At 54.9% G+C, this 226-nt stretch carries 1 protein-coding gene; it reads right to left on the bottom strand.

Going from position 1 to position 226, the window contains the following annotated elements; translation table 11 throughout:
* Window positions 1-226, bottom strand: a 226-nt coding sequence (locus HJY11_RS13905) for a uroporphyrinogen decarboxylase family protein (protein WP_279571109.1), incomplete at both ends; no start/stop codon positions are given.

Raw genomic sequence — 226 nt, forward strand, 5'->3', positions numbered from 1 at the left:
CCACTCGCACTGATATAACCCTTTGGGCTTCCCTTTGCAAGGTCTGTTTCCCTGCGGATTTCCTCCCGCAGAGTCTTCTCGCTTCCCTCCAGCAGACACTCCACCGGAGGAAGATTGCCCACGATCGTCATCCGGTCTCCAAGCGCTTCTTTTGCCTCCCCAAGATCCATGATATTGTCAAGGCTGATAGCCCGGATCGGCATCTCCCGGAAATACTCCCACACTT

Source organism: Bittarella massiliensis (ex Durand et al. 2017), from assembly GCF_017566145.1.
Taxonomy (GTDB): Bacteria; Bacillota; Clostridia; order Oscillospirales; family Ruminococcaceae; genus Bittarella; species Bittarella massiliensis_A.